General features: G+C 73.3%; 2 protein-coding genes. One reads left to right on the top strand and one right to left on the bottom strand.

All coding sequences use genetic code 11. The annotated features are described in order from the left end of the window. Positions 1-234: 234 nt before the first annotated feature. Positions 235-654: a hypothetical protein gene (locus tag RIF68_RS32000; RefSeq protein ID WP_309054766.1), complete on the bottom strand. Its 420-nt coding sequence runs from the start codon at positions 652-654 to the stop codon at positions 235-237. Between the two features lie 419 nt (positions 655-1,073). Here RIF68_RS32000 and RIF68_RS32005 point away from each other — a divergent pair. Then, on the top strand, positions 1,074-3,297 hold a 2,224-nt coding region (locus RIF68_RS32005; protein WP_309054767.1), incomplete at its 3' end, for a nitrate- and nitrite sensing domain-containing protein.

Consider the following 3,297-nt stretch of genomic DNA (forward strand, 5'->3'; position numbering starts at 1 on the left):
GAGGCCGTCGCGCACGATGGTCCTGGCGGCGCGGGGGCGCGGGGGGGGCCCGGCGGGGGGGGGGGGCGCCGGGCGCCCCCGGCGGGCCGCCGCAGGGCGCCCCCCCGGGGGCCGGGGGGCCCACGGGGGGCGCGGCGCCGGGGGGGCGGGGGCCCGGGCCCCGCCCGCGGCCCCGCCCCCCCCCGCGGGCCCCGGCCCGCTTCCGGTCACGTGCGCGCGGGCGGGCCGGGCCGGTCAGGCCGCCTCGGACAGGGTCCTCGGCACGCCCGGGGAGGACGGCTCGGAGGCGTCCTCGCCGGTGCCGTCCTCGACCGCTCCCACGGTCTCCGCCTGCCGCTCGCGGCGCGGCGGCCACGCCGTGCTGCTCGGTTCCGAGACCACCCCGTGACGCTGGCGCCACACCTGACGGGTGATCCAGATGTCGAGAACGCTCCAGGTCGCCACCACCGTCGAGGCGATGGCGGTGATGCTCATCGGGAAGGCGAGCCAGGAGCCCGCGAGCGTGCAGAGGAAGACGATGACCGCCTGTATGAGCGTCACCGAGACGATCAGCACGGCCCGTACGGCGGCGTCGCGCACCGGGTCGGGCAGTCTGCGCCGGCCCCGTTCGTCCTCCACCCACAGCTGCCGCGCCGACCGCGCCTCGTGTTCCATGGTTCGTCACTCCCCACCGCCGGACGTCTTCAGGTCGGCTGCCCGTTGTGAGCGCCTTTACACGGACAGGCGCCTCCCCGCTCTGCATGACGTGTCTGACGGGGAAAAGGTTTCACCTGTCCGGAACATGAACCACCGGAACGAATAATTCCAGCCATCTCCGCAGCTCGGGGAGAAGGCACACCCTTCGGTGTCCTCTGCCACAGTGGCCGATCCCAACTCCCGGAATACCCGGACATCTCATGATCAACGATCACTCGACAGGCTGAAAATCGCCCGGACATGCCTTCGAGATGGCTCTGATGCAGTAGTAGGCTCGCGCCGCCGTTTGTTGAAATCGAAGGTTGACGCCGCGTGTTGACGGCGACGTCACACGTGGAGGGCCGCCGTGGCGCACGGGGGTCGAGCTGGGGGAGGCCATGCGCTTTCGCGGGAAGTCCATCCGCCGGAAGATCGTGGCGTTGCTCCTCGTCCCCCTCGTCTCCCTGACCGGCCTGTGGGGCTTCTCCACGGTGCTCACCGGGCGCGAGGCCGACCAGCTCCTCGACGTCGGCTACATCGTCGACAAGGTCGGCTACCCCCTGGAGGACACCGCACGGGTCATCCAGCTGGAACGCCGCCAGTCCCTCGTCTACCTCGCCGACCCGCGCGGCTCCGAGGCCCTCGGCACCCTCCGCGAGGCCCGCCGCGCCACCGACCGGCAGATCGCCCGGATCCGCGCCAACGCCGCCGAACCCGGCGTCCGGGACGAGATGCGGCCCGTCACCACCCAGCGCCTCAACTCCCTCCTCGAAGCGCTCGACGGCCTCACCTCGCTGCGCCGCTCCGTCGAGAACCGCAGCATCGGCCGCATGCAGGCGCTCGACTTCTACAACCGCCTCGTCGACCCCTGCTACAGCTTCCTCGTCACCCTCCACGCCCTGGAGAACGTGGAGATGGACAAGCAGGGCCGCGCCCTCGTCGGGATCACCCGCGCCCGCGAACTCCTCTCCCGCGAGGACGCCCTCGTCCTCTCCGCCCTCGTCGCCGACCGGATCACCGCCCAGGAGATCCGCGCGATATCGGACCTCGTCGCCAACCGCGAGCAGTTCTACGAGGTCAACCTCGAACTGCTCCCCGCCGCCGAGCGCACCCGTTTCGAGAAGTTCTGGCGCAGCCCCGGCACCGCCGCACTGCGCACCGCGGAGAACGCCCTCATCGAAGCCGGCCCCACCGACAACCCCCGCACCGTCACCGCCGCCTACTGGCAGGACGAGGCCAGTCCCGTCCTCGACGCCCTCGCCCGCGAGAACACCGCCGCCGGCGACCGCTACCAGGACCGCGTCCAGCCCGCCGCCTACAGCGTCCTGCTGAAGGCCGGAGCCGCCGGCGTCCTCGGCTTCCTCGCCCTCCTCGCCTCCCTCGTCATCTCCGTCCGCATCGGCCGCGACCTCATCCGCGACCTGCGCCGCCTCCAGAAGGAGGCCCAGGAGGTCTCCGGCGTCCGGCTGCCCAGCGTGATGCGCCGCCTCGCCGCCGGCGAACACGTCGACGTCGAGACCGAGGTCCCCCACCTGGGCTACGGGGAGGACGAGGTCGGCCAGGTCGGCCAGGCCCTCCACACCCTCCAGCGCGCCGCCGTCGAGGCCGCCGTCAAGCAGGCCGACATGCGCCGCGGCGTCTCCGAGGTGTTCGTCAACCTGGCCCGCCGCAACCAGGTCCTCCTGCACCGCCAGCTCACCCTGCTCGACACGATGGAGCGGCGCACCGAGGACACCGAGGAACTCGCCGACCTCTTCCGCCTCGACCACCTCACCACCCGCATGCGCCGGCACGCCGAAGGCCTCGTCATCCTCTCCGGCGCCGCCCCCTCCCGCCAGTGGCGCAAGCCCGTCCAGCTCATGGACGTGGTACGGGCCGCGGTCGCCGAGGTCGAGGACTACGAGCGCATCGAGGTCCGGCGCCTGCCGCGCCTCGGCGTCGGCGGCCCCGCCGTCGCCGACCTCACCCACCTCATCGCCGAACTCCTCGAGAACGCCACCGTGTTCTCGCCCCCGCACACCGCCGTGCAGGTGCTCGGTGAGCGCGTCGCCAACGGCTTCACCCTGGAGATCCACGACCGCGGCCTCGGCATGACCCCCGAGGCCCTGCTCGACGCCAACCTCCGCCTCGCCGAGACGCCCGAGTTCGAGCTCTCCGACACCGACCGCCTCGGCCTCTTCGTCGTCAGCCGGCTCGCCCAGCGGCAGAACGTCCGCGTCTCGCTCCAGACCTCCCCGTACGGCGGCACCACCGCGGTCGTGTTCATCCCGGCCGCCCTGCTCACCGACGCCCCCGAGACCCAGGGCGCCGGTTTCCGCCTGGACCGGACCCACCTGGACCGCGCCGCCTCCGACCGCACGGGCCCCGACCGCGCCACCACCGGCCGGACGCGGCCGGGCGCGCCCGGGGACGACGGCCGCCTTCCCACCCGCAGGCCCGCCCTCGCCCGCGTCCCCGACGTGACCGGGACGCCCGCCGCCCTCGACGGACCGGTGGAGCTCGAACCGCCGCTCGGTGACGAGGACTTCGACACGCTTCTCGACCGCTCCGCCGACCTCCTGGACTCCGACAGCGAGCGCGGGGGCCTCTTCCGGCCCCGCGACCGCCGCCGCGGCCTCGCCC

Origin of the sequence: Streptomyces sp. (assembly GCF_031178505.1) — a bacterium.
GTDB lineage: Bacteria > Actinomycetota > Actinomycetes > Streptomycetales > Streptomycetaceae > Streptomyces > Streptomyces gulbargensis.

Coding starts and splice junctions, on each gene's coding strand:
- RIF68_RS32000 (WP_309054766.1), bottom strand. CDS start 654: ATGGAACACGAGGCGCGGTCGGCGCGGCAGCTGTGGGTGGAGGACGAA.